We start from the raw sequence: 18,034 nt of genomic DNA on the forward strand, positions 1-18,034 counted from the left end.
GCGGTTATTTTAAGAAGCTTTCAAAGTTTCCTTTGCAACTTCAACCACTTGCGCTTCCGATCTCTCGTCAGCGGGAGGCGAATTCTACAGCGTTACACGCTGCTGTCAACACCTCTTTTTCTCCGCTTTCGACCGAGAAGATCAAACCGTTAACCCGGCGAAAACAGACTGCCGAACCAACTCCTTCGGGCTTCGATGAACTGAAGCGTGACCGCTGTCGAAAACCGTGTAACTCATTGAATCTCAAGGAGTTTTCCGTTTCGACTGCGCCGGAAGTGGGGCGAATTATAGACTTCCAGAATCTGCCGTCAACCCCTAATTTGCTTTTACTATGAATAAACCTGAAAACACCCCAAAAGGGGTGTTTTCAGGCCTCTTATATAGAAGCGATCAGATGCTCTCTATATAGAAGAGCGCATTCACACCACGCCCGAGGCTCGCAAGGCATCCACGGACTCAAGCTCAAGCCCCAGCACTCGCTGCAGAACCTGGGCGGTATGCTCTCCTAATAGAGGAGGCGCATAACGGTACTCGACCGGAGTTTCGGAGAGACGGATCGGACTCGCCACCTGAGGCACCAACCCAGCCAACACATGAGGTAGCTCGATCGCCAACCCGCGCGCTTTGACCTGCGGGTCCTCGAACATCTGCGCCAGGTCGTTGATAGGGCCGCAAGGCACCCCCGCCTGCTCCAACTGGGCAACCCACTCAGCGGTGGTCTTGAACACCGTGGCCTGACGGATCAATGGAATCAACACCGCCCGATTGGCAACCCGCAGCTTATTAGTCGCAAAGCGCGGATCGTCCGCCCACTGCGGCTGGCCCGCCACCTCGGCAAACTTGCGGAACTGCCCGTCATTCCCCACGGTAAGGATGAAATCGCCATCCGCCGTGGGAAAGTCCTGATAAGGCACGATATTCGGGTGAGCATTACCCAGGCGCTTGGGAGCGACTCCGGTGGTCAGATAGTTCATCGCCTGGTTGGCCAGGCACGCAACCTGTACATCCAGCAACGCCATATCAATGTGCTGCCCACCACCGTCATGCTGCCGGTGCGCCAATGCGGCAAGAATCGCCACAGTCGAGTACAACCCCGTCAGGATATCCGTCAATGCCACGCCGACTTTCACCGGCCCGGCGCCCTCATCACCCTCGGGACGCCCGGTCAGGCTCATCAGCCCTCCCAGCCCCTGAATCATGAAGTCGTAGCCGGCACGCTTGGCATAAGGCCCGGTCTGGCCGAAGCCGGTAATGGAGCAATAGATCAGGTTAGGGTTGAGCGCCTTCAGCGACTGATAGTCCAACCCATAGGCCGCCAGACCGCCAACCTTGAAGTTCTCGATCAGAATGTCGGACTTGGCCGCCAACTCGCGCACCAGGCGCTGACCTTCCGGCCGAGTGAAGTCGATAGTCACCGATTGCTTGTTGCGGTTGGCCGACAGGTAATAGGCAGCCTCCGTAGTGTTCTCGCCATAGGCGTCCTTGAGGAAAGGCGGCCCCCAGGCGCGCGTATCGTCACCGTTACCCGGACGCTCGACCTTGATCACCTCGGCCCCCAGGTCCGCCAGGATCTGACCGGCCCAAGGCCCGGCCAGCACTCGCGACAAGTCCAGCACCCGCAAATGAGATAACGCGCCCATGGTCGTTCTCCTATCAGTAGAACGCCTGGATGCCGGTCTGCGCGCGCCCCAGGATCAGCGCATGAACGTCATGGGTCCCTTCGTAGGTGTTCACCACTTCCAGGTTGACCAGGTGACGGGCGATGCCGAACTCGTCGGAGATGCCGTTACCGCCCAGCATGTCGCGGGCCATGCGAGCGATGTCCAGCGACTTGCCGCAGGAGTTGCGCTTCATGATCGAGGTGATTTCCACCGCCGCCGTACCTTCATCCTTCATCCGGCCCAGACGCAGGCAGCCTTGAAGGGCGAGGGTGATCTCGGTCTGCATGTCCGCCAGTTTTTTCTGGATCAGTTGGGTAGCCGCCAGCGGGCGACCGAACTGCTGACGGTCCAGGGTGTATTGGCGAGCGGTGTGCCAGCAGAACTCAGCTGCACCCAGGGCGCCCCAGGAAATACCGTAGCGGGCAGAGTTCAGGCAGGTGAACGGACCTTTCAGGCCACGTACATCGGGAAAGATGTTCTCTTCCGGCACAAAGACGTTGTCCATGACGATTTCGCCGGTGATGGAAGCGCGCAGGCCGACCTTACCGTGAATCGCTGGAGCACTCAGACCTTTCCAACCTTTCTCCAGTACGAAGCCGCGGATATCCCCAGCATCGTCCTTGGCCCAGACCACGAACACGTCAGCAATCGGGCTGTTGGTGATCCACATCTTGCTGCCAGTCAGGCTGTAACCACCGTCGACCTTACGAGCACGGGAAATCATCGCGCCCGGGTCGGAGCCATGGTTAGGCTCGGTCAGACCAAAGCAGCCGATCCACTCGCCAGAGGCCAGCTTCGGCAAATACTTCTGCTTCTGGGCTTCGGTACCAAATTCGTTGATCGGCACCATCACCAGGGAGGACTGCACGCTCATCATCGAGCGGTAGCCGGAATCCACACGCTCCACTTCGCGGGCAATCAAGCCGTAGCAGACATAGTTCAGACCGCTGCCACCATACTGCTCGGGGATGGTGGCACCCAGCAGGCCAACTTCGCCCATTTCGCGGAAGATCGCCGGGTCGGTCTTTTCATGACGGAAAGCTTCGAGCACACGCGGCGCCAGCTTGCCTTGAGCGAATTGCTCGGCACTGTCGCGCACCATGCGCTCCTCTTCAGTGAGCTGTTGATCCAGCAGAAGGGGATCGATCCAGTTGAAGCTTGCTTTACCGCCCATGAGTGAGTCCTCGTGAAGTAGGTCAACGTTCGTGGACTGATCCTAGGCCGGCTTTGCGGGCGCAGCAAACGAGGATTTCGCATACTGTTGTGCTAATTTCTCACTCCGTAACAGCCGCAAGCGGCTTTTAGCGATTCCATTAGTGAGATTGCCGTACATGCGCAGAAAGATCCCCAGCACTTCCGCCCTCATCAGCTTCGAAGCCGCCGCACGTCACGAGAGCTTTACCAAGGCGGCGCAGGAGCTTTCGCTGACACAAGGTGCAATTTGCCGACAGATCGCCAGCCTGGAAGAGTTTCTCGGGGTCGAGCTGTTCCGCCGGTCCCGACGCGGCGTCAAGCTGACCGAAGCCGGGCTCTCCTACAGCCGCCGCGTGGCAACTCAACTGGACGCGGTGGAGCGCGACACCCTTTCCGTCATGGGCCAGCAGGGCACCAACGTCATCGAGCTGGCGGTGGTCCCGACCTTTGGCACCCAATGGCTGCTGCCCCGACTCAAGGATTTTCAGCAGCGACACCCGGAAGTCACGGTCAACCTGACCAACCGCACCCGGCCTTTCCTGTTCGCCGATACCGACTTCGACGCCGCGATTTACTTTGGCGATGCCGACTGGTCGGGCACCCAATCCCATCGCCTGATGGGAGAAAACCCGATGCCGGTATGCAGCCCCGCAACCCTGGGCAACCGCACCCGGCTAAGCGCCGAAGAAATCGCCGAGTTGCCGCTGCTGCAACAGACCACGCGCCCCTATGCCTGGCGGCAATGGTTCAACTCACAGCACCTGAATATCCCGCGAGACATGACAGGCCCGCGTTACGAACTATTCTCCATGCTGGCGCAGGCCGCCATGCACGACATGGGCATCGCCCTGATCCCGCCATTCCTTATTCAACGGGAGCTGAGGGAAAAGCGCCTGGTGATCGCCAATCCCGAAGCCCTGGCGAGCATCAAGGCGTATTACCTGATGATTCCCGAGCGCAAGGTGGAATCAGCGTCTTTACGGGCTTTTCGCGATTGGCTGGTGGAGCAGGCACAAAGCTACAGCCTTGAGAAATAGCGGGGCAGGGCAGCAAACTAACTTGGTAGTCAGGAAAAATCAAACACTACAGATATAACTAAATGTCGCATTTAGGCAGACTGTATCGATAAGCGGAACAACCGTCCTATAAGTGCCTAACCACGTGGCTTGTAGGGCTTTTTGAGAGTCATAAACGCTCATTCACACGAGCAATATGAAAATTGTTTTATTTTCCGTCTAAATCCTTACAGGTCACGGCTTACAAGGGATTGAGCCAGACCCTTGCGACATTCGGTCACAGGGTGACTTGTAGTTAATTTTCCGTCACCCCTCATAATCCCTTGAAGGGCGTAATGTTCGCCTGCAAAATGCCGCGCCCCGCCTTGATTCTGGCGGGATCGTGCTGATCGGCCGCCCCAGCTGCACCATCCGTAGTGCGCTGGCCTTCTAAAAAAGATCGAAAGCAATAAGATCACGCAGGAGATTTGACGTGCACATTGGTGTTCCTCTCGAGACCCAAACGGGTGAAACACGGGTTGCTGCAACCCCGGAAACCATCAAGAAACTGATCGGCCAGGGTCATAAAGTCACTGTGCAGAGCGGCGCCGGCATCAACGCCAGTGTTGTCGACAGTGCCTATGAAGCGGCAGGTGCAACCATTGGCAGCGCCAACGATGCATTCGGCGCGGAGCTGATTCTCAAGGTCGTGGCTCCCAGCGACAGCGAACTGGCCCTGATCAAGAGCGGCACCGTCCTGGTGGGCATGCTCAATCCGTTCAGCAATGAAACCATTGCCAAGATGGCCGAGCGCGGCATCACCGCCTTCGCCCTGGAAGCAGCGCCGCGTACCTCGCGGGCTCAGAGCCTGGATGTGCTGTCCTCGCAAGCCAACATCGCCGGTTACAAAGCGGTGCTGCTGGCTGCCCACTATTACCCGCGCTTCATGCCGATGCTGATGACCGCCGCGGGCACCGTGAAAGCCGCTCGCGTGCTGATTCTCGGTGCCGGTGTTGCCGGCCTGCAGGCCATCGCCACCGCCAAGCGCCTGGGCGCCGTGATCGAGGCCTCGGACGTGCGTCCGGCGGTCAAGGAACAGATCGAATCCCTGGGGGCCAAGTTCGTCGACGTGCCTTACGAGACCGATGAGGAGCGTGAATGCGCCGTCGGTGTCGGTGGCTACGCACGTCCGATGCCTGCCAGCTGGATGCAACGCCAGGCCCAGGCCGTGCACGAACGCGCCAAGCAGGCGGACATCGTGATCACCACCGCCCTGATTCCAGGCCGCAAGGCGCCAGTACTGCTGAGCGCCGAAACCGTGGCCCAGATGAAGCCGGGATCGGTGGTCGTCGACCTCGCCGCGGCCCAGGGCGGCAACTGCCCGCTGACCGTGGCGGATCAGGTAGTCGTCGAGAATGGCGTGACCATCGTCGGCCCGACCAACCTGGCCGGCGCTGTCGCTGCCGACGCCTCGGCGCTGTACGCCCGCAACCTGCTGGACTTCCTGAAGCTCGTCTTCACCAAAGAAGGTCAGTTCGAGGTCAACCTAGAAGACGACATCGTCGCCGCGTGCCTGATGTGCCGCGACGGCCAAGTCATCCGTAAAAACGCCTAAGCAGGGATTCAGACGATGGAAGAGCTTATCTCCCCCGGTATCTACAACCTGATCATCTTCGTGCTGGCGATTTATGTCGGTTATCACGTGGTCTGGAACGTTACACCCGCACTGCACACGCCGCTGATGGCCGTAACCAACGCCATTTCGGCGATCGTGATCGTCGGCGCCATGCTGGCCGCCGCCCTGACCGTGACGCCGCTGGGCAAGACCATGGGCACGCTGGCCGTGGCCCTGGCCGCGGTCAACGTGTTCGGCGGCTTCCTGGTAACCCGCCGCATGCTTGAGATGTTCAAGAAAAAAGCCCCGAAAGCCGTAAAAGAAGAGGCGCCCAAGTAATGAGCATGAATCTGGTAACGACGCTCTACCTGATCGCGTCGATCTGCTTTATCCAGGCCCTCAAAGGCCTGTCGCACCCAACCTCCTCGCGTCGCGGCAACCTGTTCGGCATGCTCGGCATGGCCCTGGCGATCGTCACCACCGTCGGCCTGGTGTTCAAGCTCGGCGCGGAGCTGGCGACCGTTGGCATCGGCTACGTGATCGTCGGCCTGCTGATCGGTGGCACCGCCGGTTCGATCATGGCCAAGCGCGTGGAAATGACCAAGATGCCGGAGCTGGTGGCCTTCATGCACAGCATGATCGGTCTGGCCGCGGTGTTCATTGCCATTGCCGCCGTGGTGGAGCCGCAGTCCCTGGGCATCGTCAAGCAGCTGGGTGATGCGATTCCGGCCGGTAACCGCCTGGAACTGTTCCTCGGCGCGGCCATCGGTGCCATTACCTTCTCCGGTTCGGTGATCGCCTTCGGCAAGCTGTCGGGCAAGTACAAGTTCCGCCTGTTCCAGGGCGCACCGGTACAGTTCGGCGGCCAACACAAGCTGAACCTGATTCTCGGCCTGGCGACCCTGGGCCTGGGCGTGACCTTCATGCTCACCGGCAACCTCGGCGCCTTCGCCCTGATGCTGGTCCTGGCCTTCGTGCTGGGCGTGCTGATCATCATCCCGATCGGCGGCGCCGACATGCCGGTGGTGGTGTCGATGCTCAACAGCTACTCGGGCTGGGCGGCGGCGGGGATCGGCTTCTCGCTGAACAACTCGATGCTGATCATCGCCGGCTCCCTGGTGGGTTCGTCCGGTGCGATCCTGTCGTACATCATGTGCAAGGCGATGAACCGTTCGTTCTTCAACGTACTGCTTGGCGGCTTCGGCAACACTGCCGACGCCGGCGGCCCGGCAGGCGCGCAAGAGGCCCGTCCGGTGAAGTCCGGCTCGGCCGACGACGCGACCTTCCTGCTGACCAACGCCGACACCGTGATCATTGTTCCGGGTTACGGCCTGGCGGTCGCCCGGGCACAGCACGCGCTGAAAGAGCTGACCGAGAAGCTGACTCACCGCGGCGTGACCGTGAAGTACGCGATCCACCCGGTAGCGGGGCGCATGCCCGGCCACATGAACGTGCTGCTGGCTGAGGCCGAAGTGCCGTACGACCAGGTGTTCGAGATGGAAGACATCAACTCCGAGTTCGGCCAGGCCGACGTGGTGCTGGTGCTCGGCGCCAACGACGTGGTCAACCCGGCGGCGAAGAACGATCCGAAATCGCCGATCGCCGGCATGCCGATTCTTGAGGCGTTCAAGGCCAAGACCATCATCGTCAACAAGCGTTCGATGGCCAGCGGCTATGCCGGCCTGGACAACGAACTGTTCTACCTGGACAAGACCATGATGGTGTTCGGCGACGCCAAGAAAGTCATCGAAGACATGGTCAAAGCCGTCGAGTAAAACCTGCTCCAGCGCAACACCCAAGACCTCAGCCTTTAGTAGGCTGGGGTTTTTTATTTCCCGCACAAACCCGACAAAAGGCTCTAAATCGCGGCCTTTCATTCGACCTTGGTAGCGGGACGAATTTTTTTGAAATCACTAGACTGCGCATCTTGCTTCCGCTGCCCGAGATAACAATCCATGTACCGTGATCGTATCCGCTTGCCTTCGTTGTTGGATAAGGTGATGAGCGCCGCCGACGCCGCCGCTCTGATTCAGGACGGCATGACCGTCGGCATGAGCGGTTTCACCCGCGCCGGCGAAGCCAAGGCCGTGCCCCATGCATTGGCCGAGCGCGCCAAGGTAACCCCACTGAAAATCAGCCTGATGACCGGCGCCAGCCTGGGCAATGACCTCGACAAGCAACTCACCGAGGCCGGTGTCCTGGCCCGACGCATGCCGTTCCAGGTCGACAGCACCCTGCGCAAGGCGATCAATGCCGGCGAGGTGATGTTCATCGACCAGCACCTGTCGGAAACCGTGGAGCAGCTGCGCAACCAGCAGCTCAAGCTGCCGGACATCGCCGTCATCGAAGCCGTGGCGATCACCGAGCAGGGCCATATCGTGCCGACCACCTCGGTGGGCAACTCCGCCAGTTTCGCAATCTTCGCCAAGCACGTGATCGTCGAGATCAACCTGGCGCACAACCCGAACCTGGAAGGCCTGCACGACATCTATATCCCGACCTACCGGCCGACCCGCACGCCTATCCCGCTGGTGAAGGTCGACGACCGGATCGGCAGCACCGCCATCCCGATCCCGGCGGAGAAGATCGTCGCGATCGTCATCACCAACCAGGCGGACTCGCCATCCACCGTCTCGACCCCTGACAGCGAAACCCAGGGCATCGCCAATCATCTGATCAACTTCTTCAAGCAGGAAGTGGACGCTGGCCGCATGAGCAACAAGCTCGGCCCGCTGCAGGCAGGCATCGGCAACATTGCCAACGCGGTGATGTGCGGCCTGATCGAATCGCCGTTCGAAGACCTGACTATGTACTCCGAAGTGCTGCAGGACTCGACTTTCGACCTGATCGACGCCGGCAAGCTGAGCTTCGCCTCAGGCAGTTCGATCACCCTGTCGAGTCGCCGCAACGCCGATGTGTTCGGCAACCTGGAACGTTACAAGGACAAGCTGGTACTGCGCCCGCAGGAGATCTCCAACCACCCGGAAGTGGTGCGTCGCCTGGGCATCATCGGCATCAACACCGCCCTGGAGTTCGACATCTACGGCAACGTCAACTCCACCCACGTCTGCGGCACGCGGATGATGAACGGCATCGGTGGTTCGGGAGACTTCGCGCGCAACGCGCACCTGGCGATCTTCGTCACCAAGTCCATCGCCAAAGGCGGGGCGATTTCCAGCGTGGTGCCGATGGTCAGCCACGTCGACCACACCGAGCACGACGTCGACATCCTGGTGACCGAGATCGGCCTGGCCGACTTGCGTGGCCTGGCGCCACGGGAGCGGGCACGGGTAATCATCGACAACTGTGTACATCCGGACTATCGCCAGGCGCTGAATGACTACTTCACCGCCGCCTGCGCCCTGGGCGGTCACACGCCACACGTCCTGCGCGATGCCCTGCGCTGGCACATGAACCTGGAAGAAACCGGGCGCATGCTCGCTGTGTGATGGGTACAGTCGATGGCTGACGCAAGTCCAGTTGTGTCAGCCCATCGACAATCCTTAAACACCCGTCAAAAACTGTACTGCTGTACCGGTATTTTACCCCCTCAAAATCCTATCTTTTTCAAGAAAACCCCTTGAGACGCACCAAAATGGTGCCGACAGGTACAGTTGCATCATTTCCGAACAGTACAGCACCTATAAACAGTTAACTGGTCCCTCACAATACAGGTGAACTGTATCTACAGAGACTGGCGCGAGAGGAGGATCATGGGCACCAGTTAAACCACTACCTAATCCCGCCACAAGCGGAAGGATGCACACCATGGAACGTACACTCAGTTCCGAACTGTTCTTCGAAGACAAAGCTGTAAAAACCCAGGCTTCCATGCCTCTGCGCGTTCTCGCCAACCTGATGCTGTGGCAGCGCCGCATCTCCAGCCGCCACCAACTGGCTCGCCTGGATTCGCGTCTGCTGGCTGACGCAGGTATCAGCGAAGCTCAACGCTACGAAGAGCTGAGCAAGCCGTTCTGGCGCTAAGTTAGCGTCGCTGGCTCTGACCCACCGGGTCCACCGCCAGCACCCCGAATTGAAAAAACAAAACCCGTCGCGGGCAACCGCGACGGGTTTTGTCGTTTAAGGCCTGGCAATGCCGGAAGCCGCCGGTACAGAAAGGGTATGGCTCGACAGATACAGTTTAAATATAAACAAAACTGAACCAGTACAATTTCATACCGGTGTATCTGTATGCGTGCCTGGATGAATAGCAACATGGTGTCCCAAGTCCCTGACTTCGGCCTGCCGAAAGGACCGCACCATGAACCACATACCAGGACGTATCGCACCTCTCAGCTTTTCCCATCCTCAGATAAGCGTGTGGAAACGCCTGTACCGCGCCTTGTGCCAGATGCAGCAGAACGCCCGAACACGCCGCGTGCTGGCAGGGCTCAACGATCAGCAATTGTCCGATGTAGGCATCAGTCACAGCGACCGCATGGCCGAACTGGACAAACCCTTCTGGCGCTAGTTCGCATCAGGACAGCAGAAGAGGGCTATTCGAACAGATGGGGTGGGCCTAATATCCGGTAGCGTGTAGCGATTTTCCTGAAGGGGCGTCTGATTCACCTGCCCCACAGTGACTACCCGGTGCCCACTCAGCACCACCCTATCTGTTATCAAGGAGTTTTACCTATGTCCCGTCTTCGCCTGCTCAGCGCTGCTGCCTTGCTGGCCTTGGCCTCCAACGCCCACGCCTCCAGCTTTATCGTTACCACCGATGCGGTAGTCGGCGCACTCAAGGCCACTTCCGATGCGACCTCCGACGTCACATCCTCGTTCCGTGACAACAAAATCGTGCGCGCCGCTCGTGACGACGCCGCCAGTTTTGTCGCTACCGAAGGCGCCATTCGCGGTGTGAAGCTGGAAAGCGCGTTTGACCACATCCGCCAGCAGTTGCCACAACTGAGTGCTACTGACGCCCAGCTCGCTCAGGCCATCCTGACGATCTGACGCCGGTCTGGTGACGGGTGCGCCCAACGCACCCGAAACCCTGGGCGCTGGCTCTCGCCCGGGCATTGCGCTAGCCTTGCCGCTGGTTTTTCAGCTGTCGAGACTCATGCTTTTTTTCAGATCCCTGCTTACCGTCCCTTCGTTGATTGCCGTTTGCTGGACAGGCTCGGTCGCTGCTTTCGACTTGAGCACACAAGGCCTGGTCATCACTGGCTACGCCACCAGCAAGGTGACCTCCGCGCCTTTCGACAACAAACGCGTACTGGCTGCCCAGGATGATGCCGCGGCGTTCATTGCCACTGACGGCCACCTGCGCGGAGCCCGGCTGGAATCAGCCCTGAAATACCTGCGTAAAACCCAGCCACAACTTCATGTCGGCGACCTTGAACTGGCGCAGGCAATTCTCGTCCAATAACTATCCCTGTCATCCCGGAGTCGTTCCATGCGTAGCCCGCTGATTGCTGCCACCCTTGGCCTGTTGCTGTTGGCTGATGTGGCCCAGGCGCAAACCCTGGTAGCCACCAGTAACATCATCGTTCGAGCCTTTGGTCGTACCATCGATTTCACCTCGGACACCACCACCTCCATACGCGACTCGAAAATCGTACGCGCCGCCCATGACGACGCCGCCAGCTTCGTCGCCAGCGACGGCGATATTCGTGGCGCCCAACTGGAAGCCGCCTTCGATACCTTGCGTAACCGTGTGCCGCAAGCCCGCGACGCCAGTGATCAGGTGCTCGCCGAAGCCATCCTCGCACTGTGAGGCCGCTCGCCGCCTGGCTGCTGGGCGCAGCGCTGTTACTCCTGGGCAACAGCGCTCAGGCCGGCCTGCAACTGCGGCTCAAGACCGAAGGCTTGAGCCCGGAGCAGCAGCACGCCAGCCAGGCTCTGCTGGATGAAGCGATGCAAGCGCTGCCGCCGCGCTTCATCGAACAACTGGACCGTCGCATCGATGTCGGCTGGACCGACGACATGCCTCACAACGCCTACGGCCAGGCATCGCTGGTCGACGAACTCGACCTGAATCGCAAACTGCTGGCCAGCCTCACCGACGGCAGCGCGGCCACGCAGAAAACCCATCGACCTCATGGCACCGTGCGCCGGGAAATGCTCGCCACCGTGCTGCATGAACTCACCCATATTTATGACCGTTCGCGCCTGTGGTCGGGTGCCGAACGCACGCTGATCCAGCGTTGCAGCCGCCAGAACAGCGCCTCGGGCCTGATCGGGCTGCCGGACCAGTGCCGTGGCCAGACCGCGCGCCGCTTCACCCTCAGCGACGACCCGCGCCTGCTCGACCTCGCCGGCTGGCCGCAATACGTCGGCCGCCGCGGCGAACGCGAGCAGTACAACCGCCAGGTCGCCCGCAGCCCGGATATCTACGAAACGACCACCCCCAAAGAGTTCGTCGCGGTGAACATGGAGTACTTCCTCCTGGACCCGAGCTACGCCTGCCGCCGACCGGCGCTGTACCGTTATTACCAGGAACACTTCGGCTGGGCGCCGAAGGCCAAGGACACCTGCGCCCAGTCCTTCGCCTTCCTCAACGCCGGCAACGACTTCGCCAAGCAGCCGCTGGGCAAGGTCGACCCGGAGCGGGTCTATGCCGTGGATTACCTGCTGGCCGAAGCCAACCAGAACTGGGTCAGCCGCTGGGGGCACAGCATGTTGCGCCTGGTGATCTGCGCACCTGGCCGGCCACGTGGGCCGGATTGCCGGCTGGACCTCGAGCAGCACCTGGTGCTGTCCTACCGCGCCTTTGTCGGTGACGTGCAGTTGTCGAGCTGGGACGGCCTGGTCGGCAAATACCCGTCCCGCCTGTTTATCCTGCCATTGGCCCAGGTCATCGACGAATACACCAAGACCGAGCTGCGCAGCCTGGCTTCGGTGCCGCTGAACCTGTCGCGCAACGAGATCGAAGAAGTGGTCGAGCGTGCCGCCGAGATGCACTGGAGCTACGACGGCAACTATTACTTCCTGTCCAACAACTGCGCCGTGGAAAGCCTGAAGCTGCTGCGCAGCGGCAGCAACAATGCCCAGCTCACCGGGCTCGACAGCATCATGCCCAACGGCCTGCTGGAAGTGCTCAAGGGCCGCGGCCTGGCCGACACCAGCGTACTGGACGATCCTCGCGAAGCCTTGCGCCTGGGGTATCGCTTCGACTCCTTCCGCGACCGCTACCAGGCGATGTTCGAGGTGTTGAAAAAACACCTGCCGATCAAACAGAGCAGCGTCGAAGACTGGCTGTCCCTGAGCGCCGCGCATCGTCGCCAGTGGTTCGACCAGGCGGACCTGCGCACCAGCGCCGCCTTGCTGCTGCTCGAACAGGCGAGCTTCCGGCGCCAGCTGCTGCTGGCCCAGGATGAGGTCAAGCAGCGTTATCTGGGGGCTCGCGAGCTGCAGAACGGCGGCATGGACAAGGCCAACAAGACCCTGCAGGAAATCCTCGCCAACAGTGGCTTCCTCAGTCGCCCGGCCGAATTGCTCGGTAGCAGCGGTTATGGCTTGCCGCAGCCGAGCGAATGGCAACGCCTGGAAGCGGAAAGCAGCCTGCGCCAGAAACAGCTGCAGGCCCTGACCGGCGATCTGGACAAGGAAGTGCGTGCGTTGCTGGAACCGAGCCGCGCTGCCGAAATCGCCGCCAACGAGGCCAACCTGAAACAGCTCGGCGAACATCTGCGGGCCTTGCACAAGGCGGCGGGCGGGCTGGAACTGCCCTGATCCCGCATCGCGGGCCAGCCTCCTTCATCGCTGGCCCGCGAAGCGATCCCACAACCTTACAACGTCTCCTCGGCCTCTCCCGGCAACTGCTCATCCAGGTGCAGCCAGGGCAAACGGCTGTCGGTCCAGATATGCCGCTCGGCCGGCGCCAGCTCCGGATGGTCCAGGGTAGCGATGGTCACATCGATGCTGTCCGGGCTCAGTTGAGTGATCAGCGCCAGATGCGCGCCGCAGTTCGGGCAGAAATACCGCGCACAACCGGGCGAAGAGTCGTAGCGGGCCGGCGTCCCGGCCAGCCATTGGAAAGCCGGGCGGGGCAGGGTGATCCAGGTAGTCACCAGGCCGCCGCTGACCCGTCGGCAGATCGAACAATGGCAATGGGCGATATCGCGCAGCGGCCCGCTGAACTGATAACGCAGCTGGCCGCAATGGCAACCGCCGGTGTGCAACAGGCTCATACGAGGACCTCCCAGCGACTGCTCCGGAAAACTCGGCCAACGGGCCGATCTGGTTGTTTTTTGACCGCACGTCGGCTCGCGACGCATCCACTCATTGCTTTCTACAACGAAAGGTAGCTGAAAGCTTCCGCGATTAGGATCGCCTCCACTGCCGGCAACAGACCGGTTGGCCAATGGGCGTTTTTGCGCCTCCAGGCCCAATTAACAACAACAATGGTGATTCTGATGTCCGTTCGTACCCGCCTTTTCGTCCCGCTTCCTCCAGCCCGTCCCGCGCTTCCCGTTCTGCGCTGACCCCATCCGGTTTGCCATTCCCTAGCCGCGCTACGCCTGGAGTATTCCCATGCTGACTTTCCTTGGCTTCGCCATGGTCATCACCTTCATGTTCCTGATCATGACCAAGCGCCTGTCCGCGCTGATCGCCCTGATCATCGTTCCTATCCTGTTCGCGCTGTTCGGCGGCTTCGCCCCGAAGATCGGCCCGATGATGCTCGAAGGCATCACCAAGCTGGCACCGACCGGCGTGATGCTGATGTTCGCCATCCTGTATTTCGCCTTGATGATCGACTCCGGCCTGTTCGACCCGGCCGTGCGCAAGATCCTCAAGCTGGTCAAGGGTGACCCGCTCAAAGTCTCGGTCGGTACCGCTGTGCTCGCGCTGGTGGTGTCTCTGGACGGCGACGGCGCCACCACCTACATGATCTGCGTGGCGGCCATGCTGCCGCTGTACAGCCGCATCGGCATGAGCCCGCGGATCATGGCCGGCCTGATCATCCTGGCCGGCGGTGTGATGAACATGACTCCCTGGGGTGGCCCGACCGCCCGTGCCGCCAGTGCGCTGCATGTCGACCCGTCGGATATCTTCGTGCCGATGATCCCGGCGATGCTGGCCGGCGTAGTGGCAATCCTGGCGATCGCCTACATGTACGGCAAGCGCGAACGGGCGCGCCTGGGCGAACTGCACCTGCAGGGTGACGAGATCGACCACAGCGAAATCAGCGTTTCGCAGTTCCCGGACGCCCGCCGTCCAAAGCTGATCTGGTTCAACGGCGCCCTGACCTTCGCCCTGATGTGCGCACTGATCGCCGGCCTGTTGCCGCTGCCTGTGCTGTTCATGGTGGCCTTCAGTATCGCGATGATCGTCAACTACCCGTGCCTGCAACAGCAGAAGGACCGCGTCGCGGCCCATGCCGGCAGCGTACTGGCGGTGGTCGGGCTGATCTTCGCCGCCGGCATCTTCACCGGCATCCTGTCCGGTACCGGCATGGTCGATGCCATGTCCAAGAGCCTGCTGGCGGTGATTCCGGATGCACTGGGCCCGTACCTGGCGGTGATCACCGCGCTGGTGAGCATGCCGTTCACCTTCTTCATGTCCAACGACGCCTTCTATTACGGTGTGTTGCCAGTCCTCGCCGAGGCCGCCAGTCACTACGGCATCACCGCGGTGGAAATGGCACGTGCCTCGATCGTCGGCCAACCCGTCCACTTGCTCAGCCCGCTGGTACCATCCACCTACCTGCTGGTAGCCCTGGCCGGTATCGAGTTCGGCGATCACCAGCGCTTCACCCTCAAGTGGGCAGTGCTGGTTTGCCTGTGCATAATGTTCGCCGCCTTGCTGATGGGGATTTTTCCGCTGTTCAGCACTCTATAAAAAGCAATTGACTCACCGCGCTGGCCGCTAGACTTCGTTCTCGGAAATCTCGACTGGCGCGGTACAACACTCGCTCAAAGGAATACACATGGAATGGCTGACCAACCCGGAAATCTGGGTTGCCTTCTTTACCCTGACCGCCCTGGAAATCGTCCTGGGTATCGACAACATCATCATGATCTCGATCCTGGTCAGCCGCATGCCCAAGCACATGCAGGCACGGACCCGGATCTTCGGTCTGGCGCTGGCCATGATCACGCGGATCCTCCTGTTGCTGTCGATCACCTGGGTCATGCGCCTGACCGCCGACCTGTTCGTGGTCTTCGGCCAGGGTATTTCCGGGCGTGACCTGATCCTGTTCTTCGGTGGCCTGTTCCTGCTCTGGAAGAGCTCCCAGGAGATGTACCACTCCCTGGAAGGCGAGGACGAAACCGCGGAAGAGCCAAGCGGCAAGGGCGGCAACTTCCTCTACACCATCATCCAGATCGCGATCATCGACATCGTGTTCTCCCTGGACTCGGTGATCACCGCCGTCGGCATGGTCTCCCATGTACCGGTCATGGTCGCGGCGATCATCGTCGCGGTGCTGGTGATGATGCTGGCTTCGGGCACCATCAGCGAGTTCATCGACAAGCACCCGTCGCTGAAAATGCTGGCGCTGTCGTTCCTGCTGGTGGTCGGTACCGTACTGATCGCCGAGGCGTTCGAAGTGCACGTGCCAAAAGGCTACGTCTACTTCGCCATGGCCTTCTCGCTGGCGGTGGAGGCGATCAACATCAAGATGCGCACCGCTATCGCGAAAAAGAAAAAGCAGCAGGACCCGGTGAAACTGCGCAAGGACATCCCGGGTCAATAACCCGAGAGCGCAGCAGGAAAAGGGGCTTTCGAGCCCCTTTTTCACGCCTGCGAAAAACCGCTTTCTTCATGACAGTTTTGTTTCAATCGCCGCATCAGCTATGCGATGCTGGCGCACAGACCGTTAGCCAACTACAGCTTAAGTACAGAACGTAGAACAACGCGCGGCACCGTTAACTTGCCCCTCTGGGGCGCTATTCACCACAGGGGGCCGTTATGCTCACCCTGCTCAATTTGCTGTCCGCCGTGGCCTTGCTGATCTGGGGCACGCATATCGTCCGCACCGGCATCCTGCGGGTCTATGGCTCGAACCTGCGCCACCTGATCGGCCAGAACATGGCCAAGCGTCCGTTGGCTTTCATCGCCGGGATCCTGGTCACCGCCATGGTCCAGAGCAGCAACGCCACGGCGATGCTGGTCACCTCGTTCGTCGGCCAGGGGCTGATGGCCCTGACACCCGCCCTGGCGACCATGCTCGGCGCCGACGTCGGCACCGCGCTGATGGCCCGGGTACTGACCTTCGACCTGTCCTGGCTGTCGCCGCTGCTGATCTTTCTCGGGGTGATCTTCTTCCTCTCGCGCAAACAGACCCGCGCCGGCCAGCTCGGGCGGGTAGGAATCGGCCTGGGGCTGATCATCCTGGCCCTGCAACTGATCGTCGAGGCCGCCGCGCCCATCACCCACGCCCAGGGCGTGAAAGTCCTGTTCGCCTCGCTGACCGGCGACATCCTGCTCGACGCCTTGATGGGCGCGTTGTTCGCCATGATTTCCTACTCCAGCCTGGCCGCCGTGCTGCTCACCGCGACCCTGGCCGGGGCCGGCGTGATCAGCCTGCCGGTGGCCATCGGCCTGGTGATCGGCGCCAACATCGGCAGCGGGGTGCTGGCCTTTCTCAGCACCAACATGCAGAACGCCGCCGGCCGCCAGGTGGCGCTGGGCAGCCTGCTGTACAAGTTGATCGGCCTGGTGCTGATCATTCCGGTGCTCGACCCGCTCGCCCACTGGATGGACAGCCTGGATTTCAGCCCGCAAGAAGTGGTGATCGGTTTCCACCTGCTCTACAACACCCTGCGTTGCCTGGTACTGCTACCGACGGTCGGGCCGATGGCCAAGGTCTGCACCTGGTTGCTGCCGGAACGCCCGGAAACCAATGGCCGGGCCAAGCCTCGCCACCTCGATCCGACCGCCCTGGCCACCCCCAGCCTGGCCCTGGCCAACGCGGCACGGGAAACCCTGCGCATCGGCGACCTGGTCGAAACCATGCTCGAAGCCGTGCGCGATGTGCTGCACGGCAAGCAGACCGCGATCACCCAGGAAATGCGCAACCTCAACGACGATGTCGAAGTGCTCTATAACGCGATCAAACTCTACCTGGCGCAAATGCCCCGGGAAGACCTGGGCGAACAGGACAGCCGGCGCTGGGCCGAGATCATCGAACTGGCGATCAACCTGAAACTGGCCAGCGACCTGATCGAACGCATGCTGCGCAAGGTCCAGCAGCAAAAGACCGCGCAGCGTCGCTCCTTTTCCGAAGTCGGCCTGGAAGAACTGGCCGGCCTGCATGAACAGCTGATCGCCAACCTGCGCCTGGGGCTTTCGGTATTTCTCAGCGCCGATCCGGAAAGCGCCCGGCAGCTGCTGCGGGAAAAACGCCGCTTTCGCGCTCAGGAACGTCGCCTGGCCCATGCCCATGTCAGCCGTCTGCAACGTAAAATCGTCCAGAGCATCGAGACCAGCTCGCTGCACCTGGAGCTGATCGCCGATATGAAGCGCTTGAATTCGCTGTTCTGCGGCAGCGCCTACGTGGTGCTGGGTTCCTCCGAAACCGGCGCGCTCGCCGTGGACGATATGGCTGACATCACCCATTCACCCTGAACGTCCAGAGTTACTCGAAGTCTGTTGAACTTACGCCCGTCGTAAGGAAGCCCGTT

The 18,034-nt window shown here is 60.9% G+C and carries 18 protein-coding genes; 15 read left to right on the forward strand and 3 right to left on the reverse strand.

What is annotated here, in order from left to right:
* The coding region (locus BMY68_RS29985; protein WP_204840076.1) for a hypothetical protein at positions 1 to 335 on the forward strand (335 nt) is incomplete at its 5' end.
* Positions 336 to 419: 84 nt separating this feature from the next.
* Here the strand turns inward: BMY68_RS29985 and BMY68_RS14190 are convergent.
* Positions 420 to 1,640: a CaiB/BaiF CoA transferase family protein gene (locus tag BMY68_RS14190; RefSeq protein ID WP_085532548.1), complete on the reverse strand. Its 1,221-nt coding sequence runs from the start codon at positions 1,638 to 1,640 to the stop codon at positions 420 to 422.
* Positions 1,641 to 1,653: 13 nt separating this feature from the next.
* The gene (locus BMY68_RS14195) at positions 1,654 to 2,835 is read right to left on the reverse strand and encodes an acyl-CoA dehydrogenase (protein ID WP_007924234.1); all 1,182 of its coding nucleotides are present in this window, start codon (positions 2,833 to 2,835) and stop codon (positions 1,654 to 1,656) included.
* A 157-nt stretch (positions 2,836 to 2,992) separates the two neighbouring features.
* On the opposite strand from BMY68_RS14195, the gene BMY68_RS14200 reads away from it, so the two are divergent.
* The 11 genes from BMY68_RS14200 (at position 2,993) to BMY68_RS14250 (ending at position 13,139) form a co-directional block, all read left to right on the forward strand.
* Positions 2,993 to 3,892, forward strand: a complete 900-nt coding sequence (locus BMY68_RS14200; RefSeq protein WP_085532550.1) for a LysR family transcriptional regulator — start codon at positions 2,993 to 2,995, stop codon at positions 3,890 to 3,892.
* 451 nt (positions 3,893 to 4,343) lie between these two features.
* Entirely contained in the window at positions 4,344 to 5,465 is a 1,122-nt protein-coding gene (locus BMY68_RS14205; protein ID WP_007924238.1) for a Re/Si-specific NAD(P)(+) transhydrogenase subunit alpha, read from the forward strand.
* Between the two features lie 15 nt (positions 5,466 to 5,480).
* Positions 5,481 to 5,804, forward strand: coding sequence for an NAD(P) transhydrogenase subunit alpha part 2 (locus tag BMY68_RS14210; RefSeq protein ID WP_003187010.1), 324 nt, complete (start codon positions 5,481 to 5,483; stop codon positions 5,802 to 5,804).
* The gene (locus tag BMY68_RS14215; RefSeq protein WP_085532552.1) at positions 5,804 to 7,240 is read left to right on the forward strand and encodes an NAD(P)(+) transhydrogenase (Re/Si-specific) subunit beta; all 1,437 of its coding nucleotides are present in this window, start codon (positions 5,804 to 5,806) and stop codon (positions 7,238 to 7,240) included. Before BMY68_RS14210 ends, BMY68_RS14215 begins: the two co-directional genes overlap by 1 nt.
* Positions 7,241 to 7,420: 180 nt before the next feature.
* Positions 7,421 to 8,914, forward strand: coding sequence for an acetyl-CoA hydrolase/transferase family protein (locus BMY68_RS14220; protein WP_009041554.1), 1,494 nt, complete (start codon positions 7,421 to 7,423; stop codon positions 8,912 to 8,914).
* A 319-nt stretch (positions 8,915 to 9,233) separates the two neighbouring features.
* Positions 9,234 to 9,449 (forward strand): DUF1127 domain-containing protein, encoded by a 216-nt coding sequence (locus BMY68_RS14225; protein WP_025131744.1) that lies wholly within the window; start codon positions 9,234 to 9,236, stop codon positions 9,447 to 9,449.
* Between the two features lie 277 nt (positions 9,450 to 9,726).
* The gene (locus BMY68_RS14230) at positions 9,727 to 9,936 is read left to right on the forward strand and encodes a DUF1127 domain-containing protein (protein WP_007924249.1); all 210 of its coding nucleotides are present in this window, start codon (positions 9,727 to 9,729) and stop codon (positions 9,934 to 9,936) included.
* A gap of 164 nt (positions 9,937 to 10,100) precedes the next feature.
* Positions 10,101 to 10,418 (forward strand): DUF2388 domain-containing protein, encoded by a 318-nt coding sequence (locus tag BMY68_RS14235; RefSeq protein ID WP_007924251.1) that lies wholly within the window; start codon positions 10,101 to 10,103, stop codon positions 10,416 to 10,418.
* 106 nt (positions 10,419 to 10,524) lie between these two features.
* A complete protein-coding gene (locus tag BMY68_RS14240; RefSeq protein WP_085533165.1) occupies positions 10,525 to 10,833 on the forward strand; it encodes a DUF2388 domain-containing protein in 309 nt (102 codons plus the stop codon).
* 27 nt (positions 10,834 to 10,860) lie between these two features.
* Complete coding sequence (locus tag BMY68_RS14245; protein ID WP_009041550.1) at positions 10,861 to 11,181, forward strand: DUF2388 domain-containing protein; 321 nt, start codon at positions 10,861 to 10,863, stop codon at positions 11,179 to 11,181.
* A complete protein-coding gene (locus BMY68_RS14250; RefSeq protein ID WP_085532554.1) occupies positions 11,178 to 13,139 on the forward strand; it encodes a DUF7844 domain-containing protein in 1,962 nt (653 codons plus the stop codon). Before BMY68_RS14245 ends, BMY68_RS14250 begins: the two co-directional genes overlap by 4 nt.
* A 56-nt stretch (positions 13,140 to 13,195) precedes the next feature.
* On the opposite strand, the gene BMY68_RS14255 is transcribed toward BMY68_RS14250, so the two are convergent.
* Positions 13,196 to 13,597: a GFA family protein gene (locus BMY68_RS14255; RefSeq protein ID WP_085532555.1), complete on the reverse strand. Its 402-nt coding sequence runs from the start codon at positions 13,595 to 13,597 to the stop codon at positions 13,196 to 13,198.
* Between the two features lie 343 nt (positions 13,598 to 13,940).
* On the opposite strand from BMY68_RS14255, the gene BMY68_RS14260 reads away from it, so the two are divergent.
* The 3 genes from BMY68_RS14260 (at position 13,941) to BMY68_RS14270 (ending at position 17,978) form a co-directional block, all read left to right on the forward strand.
* Entirely contained in the window at positions 13,941 to 15,248 is a 1,308-nt protein-coding gene (locus tag BMY68_RS14260; RefSeq protein ID WP_007924260.1) for a CitMHS family transporter, read from the forward strand.
* Between the two features lie 88 nt (positions 15,249 to 15,336).
* The gene (locus BMY68_RS14265) at positions 15,337 to 16,104 is read left to right on the forward strand and encodes a TerC family protein (RefSeq protein ID WP_009041546.1); all 768 of its coding nucleotides are present in this window, start codon (positions 15,337 to 15,339) and stop codon (positions 16,102 to 16,104) included.
* A 215-nt stretch (positions 16,105 to 16,319) separates the two neighbouring features.
* Positions 16,320 to 17,978, forward strand: coding sequence for a Na/Pi cotransporter family protein (locus BMY68_RS14270; protein ID WP_009041545.1), 1,659 nt, complete (start codon positions 16,320 to 16,322; stop codon positions 17,976 to 17,978).
* The last annotated feature ends 56 nt before the right edge of the window (positions 17,979 to 18,034 follow it).

The sequence above is a fragment of the Pseudomonas sp. NFACC41-3 genome, assembly GCF_900109505.1.
In the GTDB taxonomy this organism is placed as follows: Bacteria; Pseudomonadota; Gammaproteobacteria; order Pseudomonadales; family Pseudomonadaceae; genus Aquipseudomonas; species Aquipseudomonas chlororaphis.

Excerpts from the sequence above, each read along its gene's own strand:
- BMY68_RS14230 (WP_007924249.1), top strand. The coding sequence starts at position 9,727 with ATGAACCACATACCAGGACGTATCGCACCTCTCAGCTTTTCCCATCCT.
- BMY68_RS14245 (WP_009041550.1), top strand. The coding sequence starts at position 10,861 with ATGCGTAGCCCGCTGATTGCTGCCACCCTTGGCCTGTTGCTGTTGGCT.
- BMY68_RS14200 (WP_085532550.1), top strand. The coding sequence starts at position 2,993 with ATGCGCAGAAAGATCCCCAGCACTTCCGCCCTCATCAGCTTCGAAGCC.
- BMY68_RS14215 (WP_085532552.1), top strand. The coding sequence starts at position 5,804 with ATGAGCATGAATCTGGTAACGACGCTCTACCTGATCGCGTCGATCTGC.
- BMY68_RS14235 (WP_007924251.1), top strand. The coding sequence starts at position 10,101 with ATGTCCCGTCTTCGCCTGCTCAGCGCTGCTGCCTTGCTGGCCTTGGCC.
- BMY68_RS14260 (WP_007924260.1), top strand. The coding sequence starts at position 13,941 with ATGCTGACTTTCCTTGGCTTCGCCATGGTCATCACCTTCATGTTCCTG.
- BMY68_RS14225 (WP_025131744.1), top strand. The coding sequence starts at position 9,234 with ATGGAACGTACACTCAGTTCCGAACTGTTCTTCGAAGACAAAGCTGTA.
- BMY68_RS14220 (WP_009041554.1), top strand. The coding sequence starts at position 7,421 with ATGTACCGTGATCGTATCCGCTTGCCTTCGTTGTTGGATAAGGTGATG.
- BMY68_RS14195 (WP_007924234.1), bottom strand. The coding sequence starts at position 2,835 with ATGGGCGGTAAAGCAAGCTTCAACTGGATCGATCCCCTTCTGCTGGAT.
- BMY68_RS14255 (WP_085532555.1), bottom strand. The coding sequence starts at position 13,597 with ATGAGCCTGTTGCACACCGGCGGTTGCCATTGCGGCCAGCTGCGTTAT.
- BMY68_RS14270 (WP_009041545.1), top strand. The coding sequence starts at position 16,320 with ATGCTCACCCTGCTCAATTTGCTGTCCGCCGTGGCCTTGCTGATCTGG.
- BMY68_RS14210 (WP_003187010.1), top strand. The coding sequence starts at position 5,481 with ATGGAAGAGCTTATCTCCCCCGGTATCTACAACCTGATCATCTTCGTG.
- BMY68_RS14240 (WP_085533165.1), top strand. The coding sequence starts at position 10,525 with ATGCTTTTTTTCAGATCCCTGCTTACCGTCCCTTCGTTGATTGCCGTT.
- BMY68_RS14190 (WP_085532548.1), bottom strand. The coding sequence starts at position 1,640 with ATGGGCGCGTTATCTCATTTGCGGGTGCTGGACTTGTCGCGAGTGCTG.
- BMY68_RS14265 (WP_009041546.1), top strand. The coding sequence starts at position 15,337 with ATGGAATGGCTGACCAACCCGGAAATCTGGGTTGCCTTCTTTACCCTG.